The organism is Caldibacillus sp. 210928-DFI.2.18 (assembly GCF_020554505.1).
Taxonomy (GTDB): Bacteria; Bacillota; Bacilli; order Bacillales; family Caldibacillaceae; genus Caldifermentibacillus; species Caldifermentibacillus hisashii.
In genome coordinates this window covers 77,792-98,884 of sequence record NZ_JAJCHL010000001.1, presented here as the reverse complement: position 1 = coordinate 98,884, position 21,093 = coordinate 77,792, and the positions used below count along the sequence as shown (strand labels likewise).

At 36.1% G+C, this 21,093-nt stretch carries 22 protein-coding genes; 8 read left to right on the top strand and 14 right to left on the bottom strand.

Features of this window, described 5'->3' with window-relative positions:
* Positions 1-27: 27 nt before the first annotated feature.
* A complete protein-coding gene (locus tag LIZ98_RS00510; RefSeq protein WP_041901924.1) occupies positions 28-804 on the top strand; it encodes an LAGLIDADG family homing endonuclease in 777 nt (258 codons plus the stop codon).
* A 24-nt stretch (positions 805-828) separates the two neighbouring features.
* Positions 829-1,203: a hypothetical protein gene (locus LIZ98_RS00505; RefSeq protein ID WP_034770090.1), complete on the top strand. Its 375-nt coding sequence runs from the start codon at positions 829-831 to the stop codon at positions 1,201-1,203.
* Between the two features lie 522 nt (positions 1,204-1,725).
* Here the strand turns inward: LIZ98_RS00505 and LIZ98_RS00500 are convergent.
* From LIZ98_RS00500 to LIZ98_RS00485, 4 genes are all read right to left on the bottom strand, one after another.
* Positions 1,726-2,193, bottom strand: a complete 468-nt coding sequence (locus LIZ98_RS00500) for a CarD family transcriptional regulator (RefSeq protein WP_108898028.1) — start codon at positions 2,191-2,193, stop codon at positions 1,726-1,728.
* A 297-nt stretch (positions 2,194-2,490) separates the two neighbouring features.
* Entirely contained in the window at positions 2,491-4,956 is a 2,466-nt protein-coding gene (gene parC, locus LIZ98_RS00495) for a DNA topoisomerase IV subunit A (RefSeq protein WP_227138622.1), read from the bottom strand.
* Positions 4,943-6,934 carry a DNA topoisomerase IV subunit B gene (parE, locus tag LIZ98_RS00490; RefSeq protein WP_227138623.1) on the bottom strand — a complete coding sequence of 664 codons (1,992 nt, stop codon included), beginning with the start codon at positions 6,932-6,934 and terminating at the stop codon, positions 4,943-4,945. Before parE ends, parC begins: the two co-directional genes overlap by 14 nt.
* Positions 6,935-7,283: 349 nt before the next feature.
* Positions 7,284-7,697: a CoA-binding protein gene (locus LIZ98_RS00485; protein WP_034770077.1), complete on the bottom strand. Its 414-nt coding sequence runs from the start codon at positions 7,695-7,697 to the stop codon at positions 7,284-7,286.
* Between the two features lie 322 nt (positions 7,698-8,019).
* Here LIZ98_RS00485 and LIZ98_RS00480 point away from each other — a divergent pair, with 322 nt between their 5' ends.
* On the top strand, positions 8,020-8,307 hold the full coding sequence (locus LIZ98_RS00480; RefSeq protein WP_041901926.1) for a hypothetical protein: 288 nt from the start codon (positions 8,020-8,022) through the stop codon (positions 8,305-8,307).
* A gap of 183 nt (positions 8,308-8,490) precedes the next feature.
* Positions 8,491-8,973 carry a spore coat protein gene (locus tag LIZ98_RS00475; RefSeq protein ID WP_227138625.1) on the top strand — a complete coding sequence of 161 codons (483 nt, stop codon included), beginning with the start codon at positions 8,491-8,493 and terminating at the stop codon, positions 8,971-8,973.
* A 188-nt stretch (positions 8,974-9,161) separates the two neighbouring features.
* Here the strand turns inward: LIZ98_RS00475 and LIZ98_RS00470 are convergent, their stop codons facing one another.
* Positions 9,162-9,527: a helix-turn-helix domain-containing protein gene (locus LIZ98_RS00470; protein WP_052480288.1), complete on the bottom strand. Its 366-nt coding sequence runs from the start codon at positions 9,525-9,527 to the stop codon at positions 9,162-9,164.
* Between the two features lie 217 nt (positions 9,528-9,744).
* On the opposite strand from LIZ98_RS00470, the gene LIZ98_RS00465 reads away from it, so the two are divergent.
* On the top strand, positions 9,745-10,035 hold the full coding sequence (locus LIZ98_RS00465; protein WP_041901927.1) for a hypothetical protein: 291 nt from the start codon (positions 9,745-9,747) through the stop codon (positions 10,033-10,035).
* Positions 10,036-10,235: 200 nt separating this feature from the next.
* Positions 10,236-10,838 (top strand): glycerol-3-phosphate 1-O-acyltransferase PlsY, encoded by a 603-nt coding sequence (gene plsY, locus LIZ98_RS00460; RefSeq protein WP_034770073.1) that lies wholly within the window; start codon positions 10,236-10,238, stop codon positions 10,836-10,838.
* Between the two features lie 91 nt (positions 10,839-10,929).
* On the opposite strand, the gene spoIIP is transcribed toward plsY, so the two are convergent.
* Positions 10,930-12,045 (bottom strand): stage II sporulation protein P, encoded by a 1,116-nt coding sequence (gene spoIIP, locus LIZ98_RS00455; RefSeq protein WP_227138626.1) that lies wholly within the window; start codon positions 12,043-12,045, stop codon positions 10,930-10,932.
* Positions 12,046-12,279: 234 nt separating this feature from the next.
* Here spoIIP and LIZ98_RS00450 point away from each other — a divergent pair, with 234 nt between their 5' ends.
* Both LIZ98_RS00450 and yidC read left to right on the top strand, forming a co-directional pair.
* A complete protein-coding gene (locus LIZ98_RS00450; RefSeq protein WP_034770069.1) occupies positions 12,280-12,567 on the top strand; it encodes a hypothetical protein in 288 nt (95 codons plus the stop codon).
* A gap of 34 nt (positions 12,568-12,601) precedes the next feature.
* Complete coding sequence (gene yidC, locus LIZ98_RS00445) at positions 12,602-13,468, top strand: membrane protein insertase YidC (RefSeq protein WP_082025862.1); 867 nt, start codon at positions 12,602-12,604, stop codon at positions 13,466-13,468.
* A gap of 90 nt (positions 13,469-13,558) precedes the next feature.
* On the opposite strand, the gene LIZ98_RS00440 is transcribed toward yidC, so the two are convergent.
* The 8 genes from LIZ98_RS00440 to acnA all read right to left on the bottom strand — a co-directional run bounded on the left by LIZ98_RS00440 (position 13,559) and on the right by acnA (position 21,017).
* Positions 13,559-14,020 (bottom strand): FixH family protein, encoded by a 462-nt coding sequence (locus LIZ98_RS00440; protein ID WP_227202899.1) that lies wholly within the window; start codon positions 14,018-14,020, stop codon positions 13,559-13,561.
* Positions 14,021-14,149: 129 nt separating this feature from the next.
* The gene (locus LIZ98_RS00435) at positions 14,150-14,455 is read right to left on the bottom strand and encodes a hypothetical protein (protein WP_041901930.1); all 306 of its coding nucleotides are present in this window, start codon (positions 14,453-14,455) and stop codon (positions 14,150-14,152) included.
* A gap of 11 nt (positions 14,456-14,466) precedes the next feature.
* Entirely contained in the window at positions 14,467-14,889 is a 423-nt protein-coding gene (locus LIZ98_RS00430) for an acyl-CoA thioesterase (protein ID WP_034770060.1), read from the bottom strand.
* 2 nt (positions 14,890-14,891) lie between these two features.
* Positions 14,892-17,195 carry an AAA family ATPase gene (locus tag LIZ98_RS00425; protein ID WP_227138629.1) on the bottom strand — a complete coding sequence of 768 codons (2,304 nt, stop codon included), beginning with the start codon at positions 17,193-17,195 and terminating at the stop codon, positions 14,892-14,894.
* A 118-nt stretch (positions 17,196-17,313) separates the two neighbouring features.
* On the bottom strand, positions 17,314-17,535 hold the full coding sequence (tlp, locus tag LIZ98_RS00420; RefSeq protein ID WP_041901932.1) for a small acid-soluble spore protein Tlp: 222 nt from the start codon (positions 17,533-17,535) through the stop codon (positions 17,314-17,316).
* Positions 17,536-17,634: 99 nt separating this feature from the next.
* Entirely contained in the window at positions 17,635-17,778 is a 144-nt protein-coding gene (locus LIZ98_RS00415) for an acid-soluble spore protein N (RefSeq protein WP_041845130.1), read from the bottom strand.
* Positions 17,779-18,005: 227 nt separating this feature from the next.
* The gene (locus LIZ98_RS00410; protein ID WP_043988134.1) at positions 18,006-18,137 is read right to left on the bottom strand and encodes an FbpB family small basic protein; all 132 of its coding nucleotides are present in this window, start codon (positions 18,135-18,137) and stop codon (positions 18,006-18,008) included.
* A 150-nt stretch (positions 18,138-18,287) separates the two neighbouring features.
* A complete protein-coding gene (acnA, locus tag LIZ98_RS00405) occupies positions 18,288-21,017 on the bottom strand; it encodes an aconitate hydratase AcnA (protein ID WP_255601870.1) in 2,730 nt (909 codons plus the stop codon).
* Between the last annotated feature and the right edge of the window lie 76 nt (positions 21,018-21,093).

Below are 21,093 nucleotides of genomic sequence, written 5' to 3'. Positions count from 1 at the left end.
ATCAATCATTCCAAGGAGAGAAGAACAATGCCGAGAAATCCAGGTATCACAGATGATTATCTTATTCAGTTGTATAGAAATGGTACACCTTATAAGGAAATGGAAAAGATATCTGGTTTAAGCGCTCGTGCAATTAGAAACGTTTTATACAAACATAAGGTTCAAGTTAATCGTACCGGGCAACCCCGCAAACATCAAGTTAACGAAAAATTCTTTAAAACTTGGACTGACGATATGGCTTGGGTGTTAGGACTATTTATAACAGATGGAACAATGGCAAAAAATGCAATAATATTTGCCCAAAACGATGAAAGAATACTTAAACAAATAGCTGAAATAATGGATGCCGATTACGTGCTGGGAGGATACGGTCCTACAAAGAAGACACATACATTAATCATTAACTCAAAACTTATTGCTGATGATTTAAGAAAAATAGGCATTTATGAAAACAAATCTTTAACCGTTCCATTTCCTAATGTACCAAATGAGTATTTACCATCTTTTATAAGGGGCGTAATTGACGGAGATGGCTGGGTGCAAAAAACCGGATATGTCATGAACATTACAACAGGAAGTAATTTATTTGCCCAAGGGTTACTAAATGTTTTTAAATCCTGGGAATTACGAACTGAAATAACCACACAAAATACTAAAAAGGGTAGACCAATTTATCGAGTATGGGTAAAAGGAAAATATGACTTACCGAAACTTGCCGAAATCATCTATAAAAATGCAAAAAACAACTATGTTATTTACAAAAAAGAACGTATGACGATACACAGTCTTGTAGATATCCAATAATAAATCAAAGAGGAGATGGCTTTAATGTTCAAAAAAGTGGGTGATCATATTGTCCCGAAAACCGATCCATCAAGAGTAAAATTTCGTACAAATGTAAGCAAAACGATATTAAACCAACTGTATCAATTGGCTGAAGAGCACTATACGCATGTCAATTATTTGCTTGAAAATGGACTATCAAATTTATTGCAATCCGGGACTATTACTTTTGATAAGAAAGCTCGGCCAAAAGATCGTGTTCAATTTAAAACATCTTATGATAAAAATTTATTGGCTGCGGTAAGACAATTTGCTGACGATCATCATCTTAATATTAATGATGTCATTGAATACAGCGTTCAATTTATTGATTTCAATAATATTAAAGAAAAAAATTATCGATACAGGATAGAAAAATAAACCTATCCTTTTTTTTGAAAAATAGGGGAGGCAGGTAAAATGTTTTTTACAATTAAAATAACGCCCCGAACATAATATAAGTTCTGGGAAGTAAACAAGAACAAAAGAAAGAACGTCTCAATTAAAAAGTAATCTTAAGATATTGAGACGAAAGGGAAATTTCTAAAGGAGATTTTTTTAAACAAATCAATTCATATATAAATTTACCATTGGTTAAGCACCAAATTAAATTTCATATTGCCGCTTATGCTGAGATTTAAATTTACTGAGTTCCAAAAGTAAAATCTCGTTTACATTAACTTATGTTTAATTTCACTTCAAAATGTTACACCATCATTTTTTGTTTACATAACATAAATATAGTTAATTAAAACTTTGCCTTTTCATTCTACCATTCTAAATTTACATATTTATGATAAATGGCACTAAAAAAAGAAAAACAAGCATTTCAACATATATGCTTGCAAATTTTTAAACGTATTATTTTTGATATTTAAATAAGATGAACTCATTACAGGAGGATCAACTAATAAGCAAATGCTCCGCTTCATTCTCATTAATATTTTGAATCATACATATTTCGCTAATTAGAAATTTGTGCACTTTACTCAGCAAAGCTTTTTCATTCGTATTTAGCGTTTTTTCTTTACTACGGTCGAGCAAATATTTATATATCGTCGCAGTATCATGAATATTACCACTCTTTATTTTTTCCATAATAACTTTAAATCGATCTTTCCATGGAATATCGTTATCCACGTGACGTTCATTAAGTGTAATTAATATTTCATCTAACCTGATTGGATCTGTTAATGGACGAATTCCCAATCTTTTTGCGTTTGTCACAGGTACCATCACATTCATATTGCTGCTGGGAATGATGATTAAATAATAAGGTTGAATTCTGCCTAAGACTTCTTTGTCTTCAATCCCCTTAATTTCACCGGCACCATGCATTGGATAAAAAATTTTTTCTCCGACTTTGAACAAAATGATCCCTCCAACTTTTATTATATATTAACCGTAACATAATAAAGTATATTTGTCAAAATAAATAAATATAACATGTAAATATGTATTATGTCAATAAATATGATAAATTTTTTTATTTTTTTTGCCAGCCTAAATTGTAGGTTTTTCTGATAATTTGCTAACCAGATTTATTGTTCGTTTATGTGCTAGTGAACTGATTAACAGGTGCAAAAATCCCGGAGAGCTACGGTCAAACAGAAAAAAACTGTCATCCAGGTAATTAACCTAAATGACAGCCTTATATACAGAGTATTATTATTTTGAACTAGCTTCATTCTCATTTATCGTTAGCTTTACCGGCTCCATAAGTAATTTTCCAATCCCGATTACTTTTCCGCTTTCTGATTCATCCATGAAGAAGGAACCGTTAGAATATCGATCATTCATCCGTAATTCGTTTACGGAAATTTTCTCGGTCATATTTTTCTCGGATGTGATGACGACCGTATCTTGCTCATGGGCAAGAACAAAGCCTGCGATTCGATGGGGATGTGCCTTTAATTCGCGGACCATAACCAGTCCTCGTTTTGCTCTGGTCATAGTCTCAAATTCATCTATTGCCATTCTTTTCACTGCCCCACGTTGGGTAGCAATTACAATCGATTGATGTTTCGGATCATCAATAATTGCTCCACCGGTAACAAAATCACCATCTTTTAGGTTCATTCCCTTGACCCCGGCAGCCCGTACACCAATTGGATTCACTTCTTCTTCATTAAAGCGAAGTCCGTATCCGAGATATGAAGAAAGGAAAATTTCTTTTGTTCCATCTGATAATTGAACCGATAATAATTCATCATCATCCTTTAAATGAATGGCAATTAGTGGTTTTGTATATCGCTGAGCTTGATACAGCGATAATTGTGTTTTTTTCACCATGCCATTTTTTGTAAAAAATAATAAGTAATTCGTAGTGTGAAAATCTTTTACAGGGATTACGGATACAATTTGTTCGCTCCGATCGATCGGAATAATTGTGGACACATGCTGACCGACATCTTTCCATCGTATATCCGGTAATAAGTGGATCGGACAGTATAAGTAATTTCCTTTATTCGTAAAAATTAATAGAACATCCATTGTATTCATTTCATATGAAGCAATTAATTTGTCGGTATCTTTCATCCCGTAATCTTCGCCATTTGAAGCTGCATACGAACGGAGGCTGGTTCTTTTTAAATACCCCTCTTTTGTTGCTGTAACAACAACATCTTCACTGCTGATTAAGACTTCTAACCCGATTTTTAGTTCTTCAATTTTTTCTTCAATTTGTGATTTTCTTTCTTCGGCATATTTCTTCTTTATTTCTTTCAGTTCATTGATAATCACTCTTTGCAGTTTCTTTTCATCAGCCAATATTTTAGTTAGCTCTGAAATTACTTTGTCCAATTCAGCGGCCTCTTCCTGCAATTGGGTAATATCTGTATTTGTTAAACGGTACAGTTGTAATGAAACAATCGCTTCAGACTGCGGTTCAGTAAATTGGAATTGTTTAATTAAATTAACTTTTGCGTCTCGCTTGTCTTTTGAGGCACGGATTGTCGCAATAACTTCATCCAAAATGGACAATGCTCTTATTAACCCTTCAACAATATGCTGCCTCTCTTTTGCTTTTTTTAAATCATATTGTGAGCGTTTTGTTACAACGTCTTTTTGGTGGTCGATATAGGCATCAAGTAAATCAGCCAGACTCATCAATTTTGGGCGACGATTGTGAATGGCAACCATGTTGAAGTTATAAGTGATTTGCAAATCCGTATTCTTGTATAAGTAATTCAATATCCCGGTACTATCCGCTTCTTTTTTTAATTCAATAACAATACGTAAGCCGGTCCGGTCAGTTTCATCACGAACTTCCGAAATCCCTTCAACTTTACGGTCTAAGCGGAATTCATCAATTTTTTTCACTAAATTAGCCTTATTCACCTCAAAGGGAATTTCTGTGATAACGATCTGTTCCCGACCGCCACGGATTGCTTCAATATCTGCTTTCCCTCTGACAATAATTTTTCCTTTACCGGTTTCGTACGACTTTTTAATTCCTTCAATTCCTTGGATGATTCCTCCTGTTGGAAAATCAGGTCCCTTAATGATGTCCATAAGTTCATCTATCGTACAGGAAGGATTTTGCATGCGGAAAATGGCTCCATCGATGACCTCACCTAAATTATGAGGAGGAATATCTGTTGCATACCCAGCCGAAATTCCCGTTGATCCATTTGTTAAAAGATTTGGAAACCGTGCAGGCAATACGACCGGTTCCTCCTCGGTATCATCAAAATTCGGAATAAAATCCACCGTTTGTTTATCAATATCACGAAGCAGTTCAGCACTAATTTTTGATAACCTTGCCTCCGTATATCGCATGGCAGCGGGCGGATCCCCATCAATACTACCATTGTTCCCGTGCATCTCGATAAGAACATTACGCATTTTCCAATCCTGACTGAGACGCACCATTGCTTCATAGACAGAAGAGTCACCGTGTGGGTGATAATTACCGATTACATTCCCGACCGTTTTTGCCGATTTTCGAAACGCTTTATCAGCGGTATTTCCTTCCTTATGCATGGCGTAAAGGATCCGGCGTTGTACCGGTTTTAAGCCATCTCTCGCATCGGGTAATGCCCGGTCTTGGATAATATATTTACTGTAACGGCCAAATCGGTCACCAATTACTTCTTCCAAAGGTAAATCGAGAAGTTGTTCAGCATCTGCCATCATCATCCACCTCACTTACCGACTGTAAATTTTGATTTTCTAATAAACTTCCATCTTCTTCCAGGCCAAAATCAACATGCGTTTCAATCCATTTTCTCCTTGGTTCAACCTTATCGCCCATTAATGTCGATATTCGGCGATCGGCACGGGTAAAATCATCAATTTTCACGCGAATTAAAGTTCTGGTCTCCGGATTCATTGTTGTTTCCCATAATTGATCGGCATTCATTTCCCCTAAACCTTTGTATCGTTGAATCATGTATCCTTTTCCCATTTTTTTTGTTAAAACATGCAATTCTTCATCTGTCCATGCATACTTAATCACTTCTTTTTTACCCGTTCCTTTACTTACTTTATACAGAGGGGGCAGAGCAATATATACTTTCCCTGCTTCAATTAACGGACGCATATATCGATAGAAAAATGTTAAAAGCAAAACTTGAATGTGGGCCCCGTCTGTATCGGCATCGGTCATAATAATAATCTTATCATAATTTGAATCCGCAACATTAAAGTCTGCCCCTACACCGGCTCCAATTGTATGTATAATGGTATTGATTTCTTCATTTTTCATAATATCGGCAAGTTTTGCTTTTTCCGTATTGATGACTTTTCCTCTTAACGGCAGAACAGCTTGAAAACGGCGGTCTCTCCCCTGTTTTGCCGAACCGCCTGCTGAGTCCCCTTCAACTAAATACAATTCATTTTTATCCGGATTACGGGATTGAGCAGGGGTTAGTTTCCCGGAAAGAAGAGCTTCGGATTTTTTTCGTTTCTTTCCATTTCTGGCTTCTTCACGGGCTTTTCTTGCCGCTTCTCTTGCATGTTGAGATTTTATCGCCTTTTTAATAAGCATCGTGCTAATCTCAATATTTTCTTGAAGATAATAAGTCAGTTGTTCAGTGATGATTGTTTCAACAGCAGATCTTGCTTCACTTGTCCCTAATTTTCCTTTTGTTTGTCCTTCAAATTGTAAAAGATTTTCCGGGATACGAACCGAGATAATGGCTGATAACCCTTCACGAATATCGGACCCTTCCAAATTTTTATCCTTTTCTTTTAATAAATTCATTTTCCGGGCAAACTCATTAAATACTCTCGTCATGGCCGATCTTGTACCAATTTCATGGGTTCCGCCGTCTTTCGTACGGACATTATTTACAAATGAGACCATGTTTTCCGAATATCCATCATGAAATTGGAACGCAAAATCGACTTCAATCTCATTTTGTTCGCCTTCAAAACTAACGACCGGATGGAGGGGTTCTTTATCCTCATTTAAATAATGAATAAATGCTTCCAGTCCATTTTCGTATTGAAAGACATCGGATTTCCCGTCTCGTTCATCAATTAATTCGATTTTTAGTCCCTTTATTAAAAAGGCTGATTCCTGTAATCGCTCCGACAGAGTCTCATAGTTAAATACAGTGTTTGAAAAAATTGTCGGATCAGGTTTGAAGTGAATTTCTGTACCGGTTTCCTTTGTTTTTCCGACTTTTTCTAAGGTTGTTACCGGTTTGCCGCCATTTTCAAAACGTTGTTGGTAAACAGCACCATCCCGCTTGATAGTGACAATTAACAGCTCAGATAAAGCATTGACAACGGAAGCACCAACTCCATGCAGCCCTCCACTCGTTTTGTATCCGCCTTGACCAAATTTTCCTCCTGCATGCAGGACAGTGAAAATAACTTCAGGTGTTGGTTTCCCGGTTTTATGAATACCGGTCGGCATGCCCCGACCTTTATCAATAACGGTGATACTGTTGTCTTTGTGAATTTTGACAATAATATGGTCACCAAATCCAGCCAATACTTCATCCACTGCATTGTCAACTATTTCATAGACGAGATGATGCAAACCTCGGCTATCCGTGCTTCCTATATACATACCAGGCCGTTTTCGAACCGCTTCTAGTCCTTCGAGCACCTGGATCGAATCATCAGTGTATTCCATTGGTTGATTTTTTACCACAACCATTCCCCTTTCACAATCTGTTATCCATATGTAAAATATAAAGTGACACTCTCATCAATGAGGGTTTTCCCCCATTATGGTTAGTTAAACTAATCGGACGATGCGGGCAGTTCATCCTCCATCTATTTTCTTTGTAATCTCAGAATCTTGAGGTGGGGGTGGACTCACCGTAAGGTGAAATCTAAGCATATAGAACACTCGTTTGTATATAGTTCATTATATACAATTCTTTTCTATTTTGTCTATAACAGATTAAATAGCTCTCATCTAAACACAAGCAATCTCTATCATAGCATACAAAATAATAAAAAGGTGGACATTGGCAAGTCCGACCTTTATCTTTGCAATCTTATCAACGGGTCAATGCATGAATGACTTTAATGCATAAATCCATGACAACCGTCCGACCGTGTTCTTTTAAAAAATGATAGGCCTCCTCATTGACAATCCCTTGTTGGGCCCAAAATACATCCGCATCAATTTCTATAAATTCTCTTGCCAAGTCGGGTAAGTGTTCACTGCGCCGGAAAATGTCCACAATATCTACATGACCGTTAATCTCTTTCAGCGACTTAACAGCTTTGACGCCAAGAACTTCATCAATCGTCGGGTTAACAGGTATGATTTCGTAACCTGCTTCTTGCATAGCTTTTGCAATCTGATATGAGGTACGTTCCGGGTTATTGCTTAAACCAACGACAGCAATTCGTTTTGCCTTTTTCAAAATGGCACCTAATTCTTCTAAAGATGGATTTTCAACCATCATGACTACCTCCTTTTCATCTTATATATTCTATCACGAGCGGAAAATTCCTGCTGGCTCACATAGAAATTACTTCATTTATCTCAGCTCCTCATTCTATCAAAACCGTTTACTGATACGCAAAATAATTTGCAGGAATATTTTTTATAGAAAACTCAGGCGTCCTAGCCTTTAGGCAAGAGCAGAGCCATAGTTACACTTATGCGTTAGGAAAGTAGAAATTGAAAAATTTTTACTTTCCTATTAGCAAAAAATAAACGGTTGTCTATTCAAATTCACCACTGCTTACATATTGTAATGAATAAAAGCGAAAGGTGGCTTGTTAATGAGAAGATCAAGACGATTTGAAGATACTCCGGATCCTCAAAGGGATAAAAAACTAAATAAAACACAATTCCAAAATCAAAGAACAACAACTGGACAAAATTCTCAAAGTGAAATTATCAACTTCCTTGTCAAAAAAACTTTAGAAAAACATAATGTACAACCTGACAATCGTATCTCTCCGGAAGAAAAGCGGCGTCTAAGAAATATTTTTTATCAATTACAGAATGAAGTCAATCAATTCTTAACAAGTATGGATAATCAAGCGGAAAATCAAAGGGATGACTAGAAAAGCGCCGGACGCCCGTTTAGCGATGCTTGCTGGTCACAATAAAAAGAATTTAAAGGTTTTCACCTGTATTTCTTACCCTTTCTTATTCTAAAAAAAAGGCAAATAGCCTCCGATAGTTGTCCCTATCACGAAAAAAGGCGCTGCATATTTTATAGTAAATGAAAAAAAGGAGGAATTCAATTGAATCAGGAAACATATCGAGTGAATTTAGAAGAATCAAGAGAGAGAAGATCAGACTGGAATGCGCTTGATCCGACATCAGAACACCCGCTAAGCTGCTATTTACCACATAATGATGATGATCAATCAGCTACTCAAACTGTAAGAGAATATCAAATATCTCAAGAACTGATTCTCGTTCGGGATTCAGCTGAAGTAAAAGTCAATACAACCGATACAAAAGCAGCTATTTCTCTTGTCGCTTCGTTAAATGCGTTTATCGCAGCTATTATTAACATCACTGTTGCCTCGGCTGATGATGCTGAAGAAATCAAACAAACTTTATTTTCATCAACCGGTATTAAGCAAGTTAATGTTCAAAAGACAGTTGTTGAAAATTCCCGCTGTGTAGAAGTCAATACAACGGACGTAAATCTCGCAGTAAATATTCAATTATTGTTGCAAATTATTCTTGCTCTTTTAGTAAACTTGGAAATCTTATAGAAAGTAATTCTCCTTCAGTGGAGGTTTTCTCCATCCCCACTGATGGTATATTGGACCAATCGGACCTTTCATTCCCCATCTATCTCTTTGTAAATTCGAAAATCTTGAGGTGGGGGTCTTGACTCGCCGTTAAGGTAGGATTACTGATTTCTCAAAATACCCCCAAACTGCTTTTATCAATTTGGGGGTTATCTCTTTTTAAATACTTGAATAAATTGGATGATTGCCTTTCGTTCTTCCAAACTCAATGAAGTTAACAATTTTGTTAAAGAGGAATTCGATAAATCATCGTAAATGGAATAATTTTCCCTTACGCTCATAATTTCATTAATATTATTATTATCTTCCAATAGAAAACAAAAATCCGCTAACGAAATTTGTAAAGCAACACAAAATTGATAAAGCAAAGTTAATGGGATCGGTTGTGCACCTGTTTCTATTCTGGATAACTTCGGTTGGGAAATATTTAGTTTATCAGCTAATTGTTTTGTCGTGTATCCTTTTTCTTTCCGGATTTTCCTGATTAATTCGCCAATTTGTTGATCATTTATCACGATTTACCACTCCCAACAATTTTTTCGATGGTCTTCCCTGTTTTCTATTTGTCATTTCTATGTATGGAAAGGCAATTTCTCTATGTATAGACGTGATACTTACTATTATCAAAAATTACTTATAATTTTCTTATTTACAAATGGTGTGTAATGTTTTATTCTATATATAGATAATAATTTAAAATGTATTCAATATGTGAATAAAGGTGGAATTCATATGCACCCCCCTGCCTTCGATCATCATTTTAACCAAATTGCACTGGAAAGAATCGAGTATATTCGCATGCAGTTTCATAATAATGCATGCTCAAAATCCCGTGACAAATGGGAAGAATACATAAATCAAATCGAACACTATCTTCCTGAAGAAAAAAAATACTTAGCTGCGCAAATGAGAGACGTTATTTTTCAAACGAGCGATGAATATGATTTAAAAGTGTTTAAACAAGGTTTTGCTGATGGTTGTTTATTTTTCAGCAGTATATTGGATAGACAAACTCCCGAATAATAAATGGAAATATATAACATTATAACATGGTTACCGAAATAGTAGGAAAAAAGTCGACAAAAGTCGGCTTTTTTTCATGATAAGTATAAAAAATCCGGAAAAAAAACTGACCGAACATCAATTTAATGACTATTAAAAGCTTTATTCTTTGTGTATAATCATAAAAGAATCCATTTGGTTTTTTAAAGGGGTAATTTATAATGAACACCGTGATTTTATTTGTTTTAGCATATTTGATTGGCTCGATTCCTTCAGGGTTAATTATCGGGAAAGTTTTTTATAATACTGATATTCGTGAACATGGAAGCGGGAATTTGGGAGCAACGAACACTTTTCGTACACTGGGAGTGAAAGCCGGAATTGTTGTTATGGTAGCGGATATATTAAAAGGAACTTTGGCGACCGGACTGGCTGATATATTTTCCTACTTTCAAATATCGTTAGAATGGTCAATTTCCCCTTTAATTATCGGTGCAGTCGCTGCGTTCGGTCATATGTATCCTATATTCGCTAATTTTCGAGGGGGAAAAGCGGTAGCAACCTCAGGCGGTGTAATTTTGTATTATGAGCCGGTGCTTTTTATCATTCTCATTCTTATCTTTATAATTACATTGTATTTATCAAAATATGTTTCTTTATCTTCAATGGTTGCAGGCGTTGTTGCCATTATTTATTCGTTATTTACAAGAGATATCCCGTTAATTGTTATCGTATTCTTATTAAGCGGATTTATTTTTTACCGTCACCGAGCTAATATCAAGCGGATCAAAGACAAAACCGAGCCGAAAGTAAAATGGTTGTAAAAAAGCCGGCCAAAGCAAGAGCCGGCTTTTTTACAAACCTCCAGATTTGTCTAACTCCGGTTGCTAAGCGGGTTCTATTTGTGCTTTTTTATTAATTATTTACCTCTACTGCATCCGTTTTTTCCCAGTAGTAATCGGCAAAAACTTCTGCCAATACATCGATTGTATTATACATCTCTTCCAATGTATTTTCCGGTCCGCCAACTTCGATTAAAATCGCATTTGGTGAAAGATCCTGATTATATACGCCGTTACCTTCATTTTTATCTTTGCTGTATACACCCCTGGACAAACTCGGATACTTTTCTTTCAGCTTTTGATTTAATTCAAGGGCAATTTTTTCGTTTTGTTCAAAATTCGGATGAGCCTTCCCAACAACAAAATATAGTTTTGCGTATTTTTTTCCATTGATTTCAGTCGTTGTTGTTTCCCGTTTCGCACTGTCACGATGAATATCAATTAAATACGTAAAATCATTATTTTGAGCTAATGCTTGTTGGACAACTTCCCGAGATGCATCGTATGATTTCGGGTATTTCCAACCTTTTGCAGCCAATAATTCCGGGATATCCGTTTTATCAGTGACAGATCCAATGCCTTTTTCCATTAATTTTTTCCCTAATCGTTCCCCGACCATGGTAATATTCACTTCTTTATGCTGTGCATCGGAAGCGTTACTAGCGTCTTTCAAGTGGGGAAGAAATGATTCTCTACTATGAGAATGGTAAATAAATACAGTATTTTTTTCTGGCTTTTTGACAGGCGGTATTGCTTCATCACCACCAAGATTATCCAAGCTTCCTTCAACAATTTCACGGTCCTTTAAAACTTCTTCAATCGGTGGAGATGATTCAATGGGTAAATTGGTAAAATCGGTACCTTCTCCTGCTACTAAAATATTGGATGTCATGGCAAATAATCCCGGTACCTCATCAAATATCAAACTTCGGACATCTTTTATATTAATATTTGTTGCAATTTTGATCGCATTTGTAAAAAGAGAATGATCTTCATTTGTTAACATTTTCGAATAATAATGGTTCTCTGAAGCTATCATTCTTAAAAAAATCTCTGAATCTGTTTTATCATCTTGAATTTCCTGTAAAAAAAAACTTGAAAAGAATAAGTTTGATTGACTAGTAACAACAGTAGCTGTTACTGATATAAGAGAAAATAGAAAGAAGAGGAATTTTAATATTTGCTTCATTTTAAGACCACCTATTAAATTTCGTTGTTTACTAATAGATATGAAATATGGCATTATTTTAGAAGAGAAATTTTTTTTTACAAGATTACAGGTAATCTTGACTTCTTGGATGGACTTCATATAAAATGGTAATCGTTTCAATGGTTGAGGATGATTGTATCTAAACACTTTCTAATTATCCTGTTTTAAAATAAAATGAATGATGAGGGAAATGAAAAATAAGGGGTTTAACCTATGATAGAAATGTTGACAGAAACGTATCAAGATCTTTTTATTTATTCATCTTATGTATTTGTCTTACTGTATTTATTAATTTTTATTTATAAACAATGGTCGCAAATTCACACTTCCCAATATCCATTAAAAAATATTGATACATTTCTAGTTATTGGGGATCCCAATCTAACTAATCAGGCTATTAATCGATTGGATATTTTTTTACTATGGTTGCCAAAAACCATTCGAAGGAAAGAAAGTAGTAGTGCAGATGAACCTGACGGATTATTCTTCCTTCAATACTAAAAACAGACTAGAGAAACTAAGAGGAGGAATAATATTGAAAAAAAGAAAATCGTTTTTTCTATCTATTTCGTTACTGCTGACCGTTATTTTATTGTCCGGATGTGCAGCAGCTGAAACGGAAGGTGCCGCATTTCATGACTATCTCGTCAGACCATTTATTATTTCTATTAAGGCGTTAGGAGAATTTTTTGGAAATAGTTATGGAATTGCTATCATTGTCATTACCATTATCTTAAGGACGGTTCTTCTCCCATTTGCTTTAAACACAGCGAAGAAACAAAAAGAAATGCGCGAGAAAATGGAAGTTATGAAACCGGAAATGGAAGCAATCCAAGCACGGTTAAAAGCTGCAAAAACAAAGGAAGAACAAGTCAAAATTCAACAAGAAATGATGGCGTTATATCAAAAACATAATTTCAATCCGTTGAATATGGGTTGTCTTCCAATTTTATTGCAAATTCCAGTTTGGACCGGGCTCTACTATGCCATCCGACTATCTCCAGAGATTTCAGATCATTCGTTTTTATGGTTTAATCTGGGAGAAGCCGATTGGGGGATGGCGATCTTAGCAGGTATTGCCTATTTTCTCCAATTTAAAGTTTCCATGGCAACAACACCGATAAATATTACACCTGGACAAAACGAACAACAGGCACAACAACAACAGCAAATGATGAAGATGATGGGCATCATGTCTCCGGCGATGATTTTAATTGCCTCACTATCAACAGCATCAGCTTTGGCTGTTTACTGGACGGTTAGTGGTATCTTCTTAATTGGCCAAACATATTTAACACGAAAATTATACCCGGTTACACCACAGCCAACCCAAGCAGTATCAGGGGCAGAAAGAAAGCCAAATCAATCCCCTAACAAAAAGAAGAAAAAGAAAAGAAAATAAAAGGATTTTATTGATTACAAAGTTAAAGACCAAGAATGTGAAAAGCATTCTTGGTCTTTCCTATTTATATTTCGGTTTTACACAATAATTTTAATGATGATCATGATGATCGGTTTCTTCAGTAGTTGTTAATTCACTTGGATCAACATCACCGATGATGATTTGTTGTTTTGGCATCACATGCATCCGTCTTGCAGTTACATGAACTTGAATATTGTAAACACCGGATGAATCAAAGTTTGTTTCTAATTGATAATTTCCTTTCTCCTGTTTTGTGAAATCAAGCATTTGACTTTCATCTTTACTACCGTTTTTCCAAATTTCAAATACGACTTCATCTGCGTCATCAACCTCTTCATTGCCTTGGGTAACATGTGCTTTGATTAAAACCTTTTCCCCTACTTCAGCTTTTTCCGGGACTTGTAAATCAACTTCCACTAATTCGGGTATTTCTTCTTCATTTGTTGTTTTATTCGCTGAAGCATTACAAGCCGTTAAAAATAAAGAAAATAGAATAAGAATAATAGTTAAATTGTTTAATTTCACCTTCATCCCCTTGCCCCTTTCGTTATCAACCCATTCCCAATCATTGTAATAAAAATGAACTGGTATTTTCAAATGTTTTCAGCAACCATTCATTTATTTAAACATTATGAAGCTCCAAGATTTGCCATTAACAATCTAATAATTATTAAAAAATCGGGAAGATTCCCATAACCCTTCTTGCTTCAAAATTTGTTTTTCAACATCTCCCAACAGATCAAAATGGGAGTATCCTTCTTTTCGATGATGAATCCATTCCTTTTTTAAACCGTATTGCTCTCCCCACCGGATCAATTTATTTATATCTTTGCATCCAACTTTTGTAACAGTTTTGGCCTTAGGAAATCGCTCATCATACCAATAATGCGTTAAAAATGCAATTTCCCCTTGATCAATCCTTTTTTTCCATTCATTTACATGCTGGCGGGTAATACCGAAAGCCATCCATATCCCCCCTATTGTCTTCTTTTCGCTTTTTCATAGGCGGCATGCCAATCAGGATGGGTTTTTCTGATGGATACCGGTCTGAAACTATCTTTTTTTACACAAACATGGGAAGAAGTTGCCGTTACAGCTAAATCCCCTGATTCTTTCCAAATTTCATAACCGTAGACTGTTTTTAATCCATTGTAATCTTCAATCCAAGTTTTTACTTGAACCGTTTCTCCGTATTTGCAAGGTTTTTTATAGGAAACTTGGATATCAAGGACTGGTGCAAGTATTCCATCTTTTTCAAGATCTGCATATTTAAAGCCCAACTCTTCAATTAAAGCTGTTCTGCCAATTTCCATCCAAACTAAATAATTTGCATGGTAAACAACGCCCATTTGGTCTGTTTCGGCATATCGTACTGGTATTTTTATTGTAGAAATATACATACTTACTCTCCCTTTAGTAAAATTTGAAAGGCAGCATTAATATCTTCTTTTGTGAGTCTATTAACACATGCTAAATCCAAAGTATGGTCTGTTTTCATTAACCGTAGTGACTGTTGTTGAATTGCCTCATGAATCAAATTTTCAGCAAAACGACCATTCCCTTTTGGTTTCTTTATCGATAATTCATGTTGCAATAATTGAATAGCATCTTTGTCCAGCTCGTAAGCATAACTTTTTGCAAAAAGCTTCATAATGGCAATTAATTCTTCTGCCGAGTAATCTTCAAAATGGAAAAACTTTTTAAAGCGTGATTTTAAACCGGGATTACTTTCCAATAATTGCTCCATCTCATTTGGATAACCGGCCAATATGATGACAAGATTTTCCCCGTGTTTTGTCATTTCATCAACAATCGTATCAACAACTTCTTTCCCGTAATCTTGATTATTTTCTCGAAATAAAGAATAAGCTTCATCGATAAAAAGGACACCGCCAAGTGCCTCTTGAATTTTCTTCTTTGTTTTTAAAGCAGATTGGCCAACATAGCCCGCTATTAAATCCGCCCTCCCTACAACAACAAGATGTCCACGTTTCAACATGCCACATTCCTTCAATAATTCTGCATAAATTTTGGCAACCGTTGTTTTACCTGTACCGGGATTCCCGGTAAAAACCGAGTGAAGCTGAATCGGTACAGAAGGATAATTATGTTCTTTTCTCAGTGTCTGCATTTTGACAAAAGAAATATATGTTTGCACCGCATCTTTTACTTCTTTTAATCCAACGAGTTTATTCAGTTTTTCAATTGGCGATAAAGAATCTTGCTCATTTTTGGCTGGTTTTTTGAAATCATTTTCATCAAGAACAGTGTAAAAAAATATTTCCGGTTGAGTTGATTGTTTTTGAAACCCTTTTTGAAAAATTGCCTGCATAATTAAATTATGTACTGCCCTGGCATTTCCAAACGTTTGATCTACTTGTTCTTGTTCAATTAAATAAGCTAAAGATTTTTTAGCCTTTGTTGTTAAAAGAAAATCATTGCTTCTGGCAATTTTTTGACCAATTTCCAGCAATTCTTCCAAGCTGTAATCGGGCAGTTCAATTATATTTGATTGCGGAAAACGACTCCGCAACCCCGTATTCGCATCTAAAAATTGGCGCATTTCTTCGGGATAACCTGCTAAAATAACTGAAAACTTTCCGCCATATTCCTTGCTTGTCATTAAGGAAACAAGCGTATCGATTGCGGTTTGACCGTAATCATTTCCGGATTGCCCGGTCCGTTTTAAGCTGTATGCTTCATCGATAAATAAAACACCACCCAGTGCTTTTTCAACAATCATTCGTACATTTTCTTCCGTTTGGCCAACGAATGAACCGACAAGTTGGGATCGGTTTGTTTCAATCACCTCTTCACTTGGCAAAACACCCAATTCATGGTAAATTTTTGCCAGTAAACGAGCAATCGTTGTCTTTCCGGTACCCGGATTTCCTAGTAAAATCATATTTAGGCTTGGTTCATCTTTCGTTTGCAATCCGAACTCTTTTCGTGACTTTTGAAATTTTAAGTAACGATAAAAGTTTTCAATTCTTCTTTTTACATCTGTTAATCCGATCATTTCGTTTAACTGTTGCAGTGCTGTTGTTTCTTGGTCCTCGGCTGGATCCACAAAATAATTTATCCACCTGTTTTTCAATTCAGTAATTGTTGTTACGGTTTCCTGGATTTGTTCAACTTGATTGACGTTATAAAAGGTCCGTCCGGATAATTCATCAAAGTCATTTAACCGTTTTTGAAGTTGAACAATTTCTTCAATAATTTTTTCAAGTACCTCGATAAGATCATCATACGTTTTTTTCATTTGTTCATTGTCTTTAAACAATAAAAGTTCATGCTGGAGCTGCTGTAATTCTTCATCGGCAAGCAATAAAAATGATTCACATACTTGTCTGTATTTTAATAATGTCGATTGCCGTTGGGAGCGATTATCAGATTCCCTTAGCGGCGGGAATACAAGTGAGTTAGTCAGTTGCCTTTTTTCCTGCAAACGATATGTACTTAAAGATGAAAGGGCCGGTTTATTTTTCGGATCGATTTTCAAAGCATGCTCCAGCCAACGTTTAATAAATTGTTGATTCATGCCTGTATTTAACAATTGATTTGTAAAGGACACAATCAGATCAGCTAAATATTTAGGTTGTTCAGATTTCAGTTGATCATAATTAGAAATGAGATAGTCAAGCATTTCTTGTTCACTATAGGTTTTCTTTATTTGCTCAGCTTTACTGCTATTCATTTTATTCATAATATAAATCACTTTCTAATGCTATTTTCACTTATTATACTTTTGAAAAGGTTTCCAGCGCAAATTAAGACAATGAAAACAAAACGGGAGATCGTCAAGACCTCCCTGTAGTACCTAATTACTCGTGTTGCGAATGGTATTCATCTTTAATTTCATCCCGCATGGCTGCAATGCTTTCTCTACGACGTTCATTTTTGTTACGAATTTGTTGTTCTTGTTCCTCACTAGCTGTTTTCATAGATTGTTCAGCCTCATGAATATTTTCAATTGTATTTTGTACCATATTTTGCAGTTTTTCTACATTATCAGACCGATCATCCGGTTTCGGAGTATGATTCATTCAATTTAGCCCTCCTTGATGTAATAAAGGTTCTATCTTATTTTTAACAGTTATCGGAAAACTATACGAATACAATAAAATTGAATAAGTAATTTGGCGTTATTCCCCTTTTGTTTGAATTACTTGCGCATGCTGACCGGATTGATCTTGCATTTTCTTCCCTTTGTTTCCTCCGTATTTCCTTGGCTGCATTCCGATATGGTCCGGTTGGTATGCTTTAGCGTTCCTTTTTGGATTACTCATCTTATCCCTCCTCTTTTATCCCGCCTTAACGGGCAATAAGCTCCCATCTCAAGATTTTCGAGTTTAGAAAGAAGTTAAATGTGGACGGGCTGCCCGCATGCGTCCGATTGGTTCAACTAACCATCCGTGTGGAGATACCCTACACTTTATTTATCTTGTATCTAATACAACCGGTTATGTAAAGAAAAAAATGTAAGCAATGTCGACGCTTACATTTTTTCCAAAATTTATTCTGCCTTTTTTATTTGTTTTTCTTCAATTTTTCTTTCAATTTTTTCCATAATTTCCTGATCCTTTAAAATTTGTGATTTATTTTGTTTAACAAGTTCGGAAAATGAGCGATTTCTACTTTTTCCCAATTTTCTCACACTCCTTTATATTCATAATATCACATATTATTGACAAAAGCTCGCTAAATTATGACAAAAATTTGACATTTTTTTGTTGATTTAGAAAAAAAATTAAAAAAACCTGCCCTTCTATAAAGGACAGGTTAAAGATAATATGAATTAGTTTTTCGCAACTGCTTTTTTCTGTAGTTTTTCACGTAATACCATTTGCAAAATACCACCGTGGCGATAGTAATCAATTTCAACTTCCGAGTCGAAACGAACAAGCGCTTCAAATTCAATAACATCGCCATTTTCTTTTTTCGCAGTAACTTTTACATAATCACGTGGTTTGACATGTTCATCAATATGAACATCAATGATTTCATTTCCGGTTAAACCAAGTGTATCCGCACTTTCACCTTGTTTAAATTGTAATGGTAAAACACCCATCAATACAAGGTTGGAGCGGTGAATCCGTTCAAAGCTTTGGGCAATAACAGTTTTAATTCCAAGTAAATTCGTACCTTTCGCCGCCCAGTCACGTGATGAGCCCATACCGTAATCATTACCGGCAAGAACAACAAGTCCAACACCTTTTTCTTTATATTTCATGCAAGCATCATAAATTGACATAACTTCACCGGTCGGCCAGTAAGTTGTATAGCCGCCTTCTGTTCCCGGTGCAATTTGGTTACGGATCCTGATATTTGCAAAAGTTCCGCGCATCATTACTTCATGGTTACCGCGACGAGAACCATAAGAGTTGAAATCACGTGGTTCAACACCTTTTTCTCTTAAATATTTTCCGGCTGGTGTATTCATTCCGATTGATCCTGCCGGAGAAATATGGTCAGTTGTGACAGAATCGCCAAATTTACCAACTACTCTCATACCGGTTAATGGTTTTACTTCATCAGGTTCCGGTTTCAAGTTTTCAAAGAATGGCGGGTTTTGAATATATGTTGAATCTGAATCCCAATTGTATAACGGATCATCACTCGTTTCAATGGCATTCCACCGTTCATTATCATCGAAAACATGTTCATATTGTTTGCGGAATAATTCCGGTGTAACTGTACGTTTTACATAATCGTTTACTTCATCCGTTGTCGGCCAAATGTCTTTCAAGAAAACATCATTTCCGTCTTTATCTTTACCAATTGGATCGTTTTGAAGATCGATATCCACTGATCCGGCCAAAGCATAGGCAACAACAAGAGGCGGTGAAGCTAAATAGTTAGCCTTAACTAGTGGATGAATTCGTCCTTCAAAGTTACGGTTACCGGATAAAACGGATGTAACTAAAAGGTCTGCATCACTTACAGCTTTTTCAATTTCAGGTAAAAGCGGACCAGAGTTACCAATACATGTTGTACAACCATAACCGACAAGATTGAAACCGATTTGTTCTAAATAAGGTAATAAGCCGGAATCTCTTAAATAACCGGTAACAACTTTTGAACCTGGTGCCAAAGACGTTTTAACATATTTCGGTGGCTGTAAACCTTTTTCAACAGCTTTTTTCGCAACAAGTCCGGCACCTAGCATAACATACGGGTTCGATGTATTTGTACAGCTTGTAATTGCTGCGATGGCAACAGCACCGGTTTTCATTTTTACATTGGACCCATCGGCGAAAGTAACTGTTGTTTCTTTATCTAATTCTTCAGGTTTTAAGCCGAAGCCTTGGTTACCGGCAGGTGCACTAATTGCTGTATGAAATGCTTCTTTCATTTTTGACAATGGAATTAAATCTTGCGGACGTTTTGGCCCGGAAAGATTTGCTTCAATTGTTGATAAATCAAGCTCAATAACATCAGTATAAACCGGTTCTTCATTTTCCGGTGTAAAGAATAGATCATTATTTTGTAAATAAGTTTTTACTAATTCAATATGTTCCTCACTGCGTCCGGTGAGCCGTAAGTATGACAAAGATTCTTCATCAACCGGGAAGAAACCGCAAGTAGCCCCGTATTCAGGTGCCATATTGGCAATGGTTGCCCGATCAGCAAGCGGCAATGTTGATACACCCGGTCCAAAGAACTCGACAAACTTCCCAACAACCCCTTTTTGCCGTAAAATTTGCGTTACTTTTAATGCTAAATCTGTTGCTGTTGCGCCGTTTGGCAATTGATTTGTCAATTTAACACCAATGACTTCCGGGATAGGGAAATAAGACGGTTGTCCGAGCATCCCTGCTTCCGCTTCAATACCGCCGACACCCCAACCAAGTACACCAATACCGTTAATCATTGTCGTATGAGAATCAGTACCTACTAACGTATCAGGGAATGCGATATATTCTCCATCGCCTTCTTCCACAGCATGAACAACATTGGCCAAATATTCCAAATTCACTTGGTGAACAATACCTGTGGCCGGTGGTACAGCCCGGTAATTATCAAATGCTTTTTGTGCCCAGCTCAGGAACTGATAACGTTCTGCATTACGCTTAAATTCGAGTTCCATATTTAAACGCAATGCATCATTTGTTCCGTACTTATCAACTTGTACTGAATGGTCAATAACTAGATCAACCGGTATTTCCGGATTGATTTGATCTGGATCACCACCAAGATCTGCCATTGCCTTTCTGAGCGAAGCAAGATCAACTACAGCAGGAACTCCGGTAAAGTCTTGTAAGATTACTCGTGAAGGTTTGAACGGTACTTCGGCATCCTTCACTTCATCAGAACCCCATTTTGCCAAATGGTCAACGTGTTCCTTTGTAATGACACGTCCATCTACTTGTCGAAGGACTGATTCAAGTAATACCCGGATCGAATAAGGTAGACGGGAAATTTTTGCTACCCCTGCATCTTCAATTGATTTCAGACGATAATAATGATATCGTTTTCCGTTTAGTTGAAAGGATTTCTTTGCATCGTATAGTGCTTTGTTTGACAAAATAACTCCCCCCTTAAAGCAAATAGTAGAAAAGTTAGACATTCGAAGTCCAATATAACTTTCCTTTTAGTCTATA

Bases quoted from the DNA above. Each gene is read 5' to 3' on its own strand.
- parC (WP_227138622.1), bottom strand. From the start codon at position 4,956: ATGGCAGATGCTGAACAACTTCTCGATTTACCTTTGGAAGAAGTAATT.
- LIZ98_RS00430 (WP_034770060.1), bottom strand. From the start codon at position 14,889: ATGTATATTTCTACAATAAAAATACCAGTACGATATGCCGAAACAGAC.
- tlp (WP_041901932.1), bottom strand. From the start codon at position 17,535: ATGAATCATACTCCGAAACCGGATGATCGGTCTGATAATGTAGAAAAA.
- parE (WP_227138623.1), bottom strand. From the start codon at position 6,934: ATGGTTGTGGTAAAAAATCAACCAATGGAATACACTGATGATTCGATC.
- LIZ98_RS00440 (WP_227202899.1), bottom strand. From the start codon at position 14,020: ATGAAGGTGAAATTAAACAATTTAACTATTATTCTTATTCTATTTTCT.
- LIZ98_RS00480 (WP_041901926.1), top strand. From the start codon at position 8,020: ATGAGAAGATCAAGACGATTTGAAGATACTCCGGATCCTCAAAGGGAT.
- LIZ98_RS00415 (WP_041845130.1), bottom strand. From the start codon at position 17,778: ATGAGTAATCCAAAAAGGAACGCTAAAGCATACCAACCGGACCATATC.
- LIZ98_RS00465 (WP_041901927.1), top strand. From the start codon at position 9,745: ATGCACCCCCCTGCCTTCGATCATCATTTTAACCAAATTGCACTGGAA.
- LIZ98_RS00505 (WP_034770090.1), top strand. From the start codon at position 829: ATGTTCAAAAAAGTGGGTGATCATATTGTCCCGAAAACCGATCCATCA.
- plsY (WP_034770073.1), top strand. From the start codon at position 10,236: ATGAACACCGTGATTTTATTTGTTTTAGCATATTTGATTGGCTCGATT.
- LIZ98_RS00425 (WP_227138629.1), bottom strand. From the start codon at position 17,195: ATGAATAAAATGAATAGCAGTAAAGCTGAGCAAATAAAGAAAACCTAT.
- LIZ98_RS00435 (WP_041901930.1), bottom strand. From the start codon at position 14,455: ATGGCTTTCGGTATTACCCGCCAGCATGTAAATGAATGGAAAAAAAGG.
- LIZ98_RS00510 (WP_041901924.1), top strand. From the start codon at position 28: ATGCCGAGAAATCCAGGTATCACAGATGATTATCTTATTCAGTTGTAT.
- LIZ98_RS00450 (WP_034770069.1), top strand. From the start codon at position 12,280: ATGATAGAAATGTTGACAGAAACGTATCAAGATCTTTTTATTTATTCA.
- LIZ98_RS00485 (WP_034770077.1), bottom strand. From the start codon at position 7,697: ATGATGGTTGAAAATCCATCTTTAGAAGAATTAGGTGCCATTTTGAAA.
- spoIIP (WP_227138626.1), bottom strand. From the start codon at position 12,045: ATGAAGCAAATATTAAAATTCCTCTTCTTTCTATTTTCTCTTATATCA.